Genomic DNA, 6,330 nt, shown 5'->3' with positions numbered 1-6,330 from the left:
CGGGCGGCGACGAGAGCATGTCGCGCACGCCCTTCCTCGACTACGGCGCCCGCGGCAACACCCGACTCGGCGATCGCACCCTGCTCGACGGCACGCTCGCGATCCTCACCGACCCGTTCAGCGGCCGGCACATGGGAACGACGGCCGAGGTGGTGGCATCCCGGTACGACGTCTCTCGAGAGCAGCAGGACGCTTTCGCCGTCGAGAGTCAGCGCCGTGCGGCGACGGATGCGGCTCGCGCGGCGTTCGCCGAAGAGATCGTCGCGGTGACGACCGGCGGGAGGCGCCCGGTCGAGGTCGCGGTCGACGAGCACCCGCGGCCGGGAACGACCCTCGAGACACTGGCCGGCCTGCGTCCGGCGTTTGAGAAGGACGGCTCGGTCACCGCCGGCAACTCCTCGGGCATCAACGACGGTGCGGCGGCCATGGTGCTGATGCGCGAGGATGACGTGCGCGAGCGCGGGCTGACCGGCCTGGCGACCCTCGAGGCCGTGACCACCGCGGGCGTCGACCCCGAGATCATGGGCTATGCGCCGGTCATCGCGCTGCAACGCCTGTGGGAGCGGACGGGTCTGACGCCCGCCGACGTCGACGTGATCGAGCTGAATGAGGCGTTCGCGGCGCAGGCGGTCGCGGTGATCCGCGACGCCGGGCTCGACCCCGAGAAGGTCAATCCGTACGGCGGTGCGATCGCGCTCGGGCACCCGGTCGGGGCGACCGGGGCGATCCTCACGGTGCGCGCGGCCCTCGACCTGCAGCGCCGCGACCTCGAATACGCCGTCGTGACGATGTGCATCGGCGGGGGTCAGGCGCTGGCGGCGCTGCTGCGGCGGTACTGACGGCGCGCCGTGGGCGGCGCCGTGCGCGGCGTCGTTGTGCACAACGGCGGGGAATGTGGTGACACGCCGTGCGGTGGGGGTCGTGTGGCGGCGTGTCGCCGTGGGCTCCCGCCGTTGTGCCCGGGGTGACCCGGGGACGCTGTGCGCGGCGCTGGGGTGACCCCGGGGGGTGCCGTGGGCGGCGCTGTGTGCACAGCGGCGGGGAATCTGGCGGCACGCCGTGCGGTGGGGGTCGTGTGGCGGCGTGTCGCCGCTGGCTCCCGCCGTTGTGCCCGGGGTGACCCGGGCGTGCCGTGGGCGGCGCTGTGGTGGCCCCGGGGGGTGCCGTGGGCGGCGCTGGGTGCACAGCGGCGGGGAAGATGGCGACACGCCGTGCGGTGGGGGTCGTGTGGCGGCGTGTCGCCGCTGGCTCCCGCCGTTGTGCCCGGCATGACCCGGGCGTGCCGTGGGCGGCGCTGTGGTGACCCCGGGGGTGCCGTGGGCGGCGCTGGGTGCACAGCGGCGGGGAATCTGGCGGCACGCCGTGCGGTGGGGGTCGTGTGGCGGCGTGTCGCCGTGGGCTTCCACCGTTGTGCACGGGGTGAGCCGGGGGCGGATGATGGACGGATGAGCGTGTACCTTCTCGGCGGCGGGCGCGACACCGCGCGCTGCGGCGACCTGCTGCGTCCCTTCGTCGACGAGGCGCGGGCCGGTGCGGGCGACCGCGCGCCCGTCATCGCCGTGCTGCTGGTGGTCGAGGCCGACGACGACACGTCCGCGCCGCGATTCGCGGCGATGCTCGAGGCGGCCGGCGCAGCGAGCGACGAGATCCGGGTGCACACGATCGTCGAGGGCCGGACCTTCGATACGTCGGTGCTCGCCGCCGACGCCCTGTTCGTCGGCGGAGGCCTGACGCCCGCGTACCTCGACGCCGTCGCCTGGATCCGGGATGCCGTGGTCGACCGCGTCCGCGACGGGATGCCGTACGCCGGCTTCTCGGCCGGCTCGGCGATCGCGGCGGCCCCGGCGCTCGTCGGCGGGTACCGCGTGCGCGGTGTCGAGGTCGTCTCGCCCGACGCCGCCGAGGAGCTCGACGAGGTCGAGGTCCGCCCCGGCCTGGGCCTGCTCGACTTCGCCGTCGACGTGCACGCCGCCCAGTGGGGAACCCTCTCGCGCCTCGTCGCCGCGGTCGACACGGGCATCGTCGCCGAGGGCGTCGCCGTCGACGAGCACACGGCGCTGGTGATCTCGGCGCAGGCGGCCCCGGCCGTCCGCGGCGATGGGCAGGTCTGGCGGGTCGAGGCCGCGGCATCCGGGACCCAGGTGCAGGTGCTGCGCGCCTGACCCCGCCTTGACCGAGTGAGTCGCCGGGATCTGCCGCCTGCGGGGACCCGGTAGCGCCAGAACCGGCGACTCGCCCACCGAGAAACGGCCCCCACCCCGAAGGGTGAGGGCCGTTCCGGTGCCGGGCGTCAGACCGTGCGGCGGCGGCGCAGCGCGAAGGCGAGGCCTCCGGCGACGACGAACATGCCGCCCGCGAGGGCGAGGCCCCACGGCGCCTGGGCGCCGGTGGTCGCGAGGGTGCCCTTGCGGGACACCTCGATCGACAGGGCCGGCAGTACGGTGCCGTCGGCGCGGGTGATGACGACCGTGTGCGCACCGGGCTCGAGAGCCGCGGGCACGCTCACGCGGAACGACACCGCGCCGTCGGCGCCGGCGACGGGGATGCCGGTGATCACCGTCGGCGTGCTGTTCAGCGTCGCCGTGAGCTGCTCACCCGCGTTCAGACCGGTCACGGTGACCGTGAACGACCCGCCCTGCTCGACGCGCGTGGCGCTCGCGCTGATCGTGACGCCCGCGGTCGGCGACGAGGTCGGCGTGCCGGTCGGCGTCCCGGTGGGGCTCGGCGAGGGCGAGCCGGTGGGCGAACCCGTCGGGGTGGGCGACGGCGAGCCCGTCGGGGTGGGCGACGGCGAGGTGGTCGGCGTCGGCGTCGGCGTCGGCGTGCTGCCGCCCTCGTTCACGGGCGTGGTCCCGGTGAGGTACGCGCGTCCGATCGGCGAGGGCGCGACGACCTTCTTCGCGGCGAAGTAGTCGACGGTGGCCTGCAGGTCGATCTGACCCGAGTCGGCCTTGCCCGTGCCCTGCGCGAAGGCGGTGAAGTTGTCACCGCCCGCGGCGAGGAACGAGTTCGTGACCACGCGGTACGACGCGGCGGGATCGATCGCGGTGCCGTTCAGGGCGATCGCCTTGATGCGCGAGCCCTTCGCGGCGGCCGGGTCGTACTCGAAGGTGAAACCCTTCGAGACGCCGAGCGCGAGCACCGGGCGCGACGCGCCGTCGGGCTGCCACTGCTGCTCGAGCACCTGCTTGATCTGCGCCCCCGTGAGCGAGAGCGTCACGAGCGTGTTGCCGAAGGGCTGCACGTTGGCGGCCTCGCGGTACGACACCGAGCCGTTGTCGGAACCGTAGAGCAGGTCGGCGCGCAGGCCACCCGGGTTCATGAACGAGATCTGGGCGTCCTGACCGTTGAACGAAGGGTTCTCGCTCGTGGCCCACAGGTAGACGTCCGCCACGGTGTTGCCGAGCGTCGAGTAGGCGCCGCGGTCCTCGCCGCCCGAGTTGTTCTTCGCGCGGGCGATGTCGGCGGTGATCTTGCCCACCTCGACCTGTCCCTTCACGTCGGCGGTGGCCTTGGCATCCGCCACGATCTTCGCCGTCGCCCGCTGGGGGTACGCCACGTACTGCGTGACCGTCGGGTCGAGCAGGGCGCGCACGCCGGGGGTGATGGATGCCAGGCTGCCGTCGTCGTTCAGGTCGATGTCGAGCGTGCCCAGGTTGGTGCCGTACTGGCCCGTCTGGATCACCGAACGACCGCCGATGGTGCAGGCGTACTTCTGGTGCGTGTGCGCCGAGACGATCGCGTTCACATCGGTCGAGGCGCCGCGGACGAGGTCGCCGAAGTCACCGGTCTCGGTGGCGATCTTGGCGCAGTCGGTGCCCTCGGAGCCCTCGTGGGCGAGGAGGATCACGATGTCGGCGCCGGCGGCGCGGGCGTTCGCGGCCTCGCGGTTGGCGGCCTCGACCTGGTCGCCGAACTCGATCGTGTCGATCTTGGACGGGTCGACCATGCCGGCCGTCTGGCGGGTGACGGTGCCGACGAAGGCGACCTTGGTGCCGTCGACCTCTTTGATCGTGTACGGCTTGAGGGCGGGTGTCTTGGTGCCCTTCTTGTAGACGTTGGCGCCGAGGGCGAAGTCGCTGGACGCGCCGGTGTTGCCGCCGTAGGCCGGGATGACCCGGTCGGTCAGGTCGGCGAAACCGCGGTCGAACTCGTGGTTGCCCACCGCGCTGACGTCGAGGGTGGCGGCTGTGAGGGCCTTGATCGTCGGGGTGTCCTGATCGATGAACGACTCGAACGCGCTCGCGCCGATGTTGTCACCGGCCGAGACGAACAGCGTGTTCGGGTTCTGCTGGCGGTACTTCTCGACCGCGCCGGCGAGGACGCCCGCGCCCGCGACGCCCCCGGTCTCCTGCAGCAGGCGACCGTGGAAGTCGTTGATGGTGAGGATCTGCAGATCGGGGGTCTTCGGCTGCGTCGGACGCACCTCGAAGACGGTGGTCGAGCCCGAGACCTCGTTGCCCGTGACGAGCAGGGGCACGCCGGTGGGCGAGCGCAGCGCCGAGACGAACGCGATGCCCTCGGGGCCCAGGTCGCCCGCTGCGGCGGTCTTGACGTCGGCGGCGGCGTCGCGGTTGTTGACGTAGGTGACGTAGGCCGGCTTGGCGGGGTCGGTGATGTCGTAGATCATCACACCGCCCGCGCGCTCGAGGCCGATGAAGGCGTAGGGGCGTCCGTCGACGACGCCGACCGTGACGTTCTCGGGCTCGGGGCCCTTGTCGTCGCTGCGATCGTCGACGGTGTTGTTGTCGTTCGAGACGTTGAACAGCTGCGGAGCGACCTCCTTCAGCTTCTGCTCGAACTGGTCGCCCGAGTCGAAGACGAGCGTGCCCTTGGTGTCCCAGATCGAGAACGAGCGGCCGCCGTAGGCGTACAGCTCGCTGTAGCAGCCGTCGGCGGTCTTTCCGAGGTCGGTGACGACCTTGAGGCGGCCCAGGTCGGCATCCGCCGAGCGGCCGGCGAGGGGCGAGGTGGCGCAGACGGCGCCCAGACCGTTCTTGCCCAGGTCCTTGATGCGGGCCTCGTCGATGAACGTGCCCCACTCGCGGCCGTCACCCTCGTTCGCGGTGACGAGGTAGGTGCTCGCCTTGCCGTTGACGGTGGCCGCGTACGACGCGATCCCGTCCGGCATGTACAGGCCCTTCAGGCCCGGCACCGTGCGGATGTCGATCTTGCCGTCCTTGTCGCTGGTGTCGAGTCCGTTGCCGGTGACGCCGAAGTCCTTGTAACCGAGGGGCAGGATGCCGGTGACCTCGGCCTTGGCGAGGTCGACCGTGGCGAGGGCGTTCGCCTCCTGCAGCGTGACGTAGGCGACCGTGCCGTCGGTGGTGATGTACTCGGGCTCGAGGTTGCGCGAGACGCGGTTGGCCGACAGCGGCGTGCCGCCCTGGTCGGGCGCGGCGACGTCGGGGCCGAAGACGCGCACCTTGGGGTCGAGCGTCTTGGTGCCGCCCTGCTCGAAGGCGCGGAAGCCGGCGGTCTTGACGGCGCTCTGCGCCGGGGCGGTGAGCGCCGTCGTCAGCGCGATGACGCTGACCGTGCCCTCGGGGTCGCTCGAGAAGTCGTTCGCGGGCTCGCCCTCGTTGGCGACGACGGCGTACGAGCCGTCCTTCGAGAAGGTGACCATGTCGGGCAGGGCGCCGACGGTGACCTGGCCGAGCGTGGCGGCCGACGCGTCGTCCTTGTTCGCGTCGAAGAAGACGAGGTGACCGGCAGCGGTCTTGTCCTTCGCCTCGAAGGCCACGACGCCGAGGCCGTCGTCGCGCACGGCGACGGAGTTGGCGACGCCGTCCGAGGCGATGTCGAAGAGCTTGACGGGCTTCTTCGGGTCGCGGTTGTCGAGCACCGAGACGCTGCCGGCCTGCGCGTTGACGACGAAGAGTCGATCGCGGTAGGCCTGGACGATCTCGGCGGCGGACTGCTTGTAGACGCCGGTGTCGTACGAGCCGACGGGGGTGACGCTGAGTGCCGCGCCGGGGGCGCTGTTCGAGACGGGTGCGCTGACGATGGCGGCGGATGCCGCCGTCGCGCTCGACAGGGCGAGCGCGCACACGGCCGCGGTCGTCGCGGTGAACGCGACGGCGCGGCGCAAGAGGGTCGAAGGCATGGCTGTGTCCTCGGGTGCCGGGGGACGAAGCGCGCGCGACGGGCCGCGCGCGCGTCGGTCGCCGCGGAGGCGGCGAACCCGGTGATCCTCTCCCGCTCCGGTGACATCCGTGTGAACGGCGGGAGAACGCGGTCGCGTCGGAGCGGCGGGATGCCATCGGTCCCGCCGCGAGGACGGCATCCGCAAGGCCGTCCCGGTGTCGGCGTCCGGGTCTACCCTGTCGC

3 protein-coding genes are annotated in these 6,330 nt (G+C 72.4%); 2 read left to right on the top strand and 1 reads right to left on the bottom strand.

Features of this window, described 5'->3' with window-relative positions:
- Together DC432_RS12675 and DC432_RS12670 are read left to right on the top strand one after the other, a co-directional pair.
- On the top strand, window positions 1–839 hold an 839-nt coding region (locus DC432_RS12675), incomplete at its 5' end, for a thiolase family protein (protein ID WP_133177937.1).
- Between the two features lie 606 nt (window positions 840–1,445).
- Window positions 1,446–2,162 (top strand): Type 1 glutamine amidotransferase-like domain-containing protein, encoded by a 717-nt coding sequence (locus tag DC432_RS12670; protein ID WP_165801266.1) that lies wholly within the window; start codon window positions 1,446–1,448, stop codon window positions 2,160–2,162.
- A 128-nt stretch (window positions 2,163–2,290) separates the two neighbouring features.
- On the opposite strand, the gene DC432_RS12660 is transcribed toward DC432_RS12670, so the two are convergent.
- The gene (locus tag DC432_RS12660) at window positions 2,291–6,106 is read right to left on the bottom strand and encodes a choice-of-anchor I family protein (RefSeq protein ID WP_207770821.1); all 3,816 of its coding nucleotides are present in this window, start codon (window positions 6,104–6,106) and stop codon (window positions 2,291–2,293) included.
- Window positions 6,107–6,330: the final 224 nt, after the last annotated feature.

The sequence above is a fragment of the Microbacterium testaceum genome (assembly GCF_003075375.1).
GTDB lineage: Bacteria > Actinomycetota > Actinomycetes > Actinomycetales > Microbacteriaceae > Microbacterium > Microbacterium testaceum_E.
The sequence above is the reverse complement of the archived record's forward strand: the minus strand, read 5'-3'. Positions and strand labels throughout refer to the sequence as shown.

Bases quoted from the DNA above. Each gene is read 5' to 3' on its own strand.
- DC432_RS12670 (WP_165801266.1), top strand. From the start codon at position 1,446: ATGAGCGTGTACCTTCTCGGCGGCGGGCGCGACACCGCGCGCTGCGGC.
- DC432_RS12660 (WP_207770821.1), bottom strand. From the start codon at position 6,106: ATGCCTTCGACCCTCTTGCGCCGCGCCGTCGCGTTCACCGCGACGACC.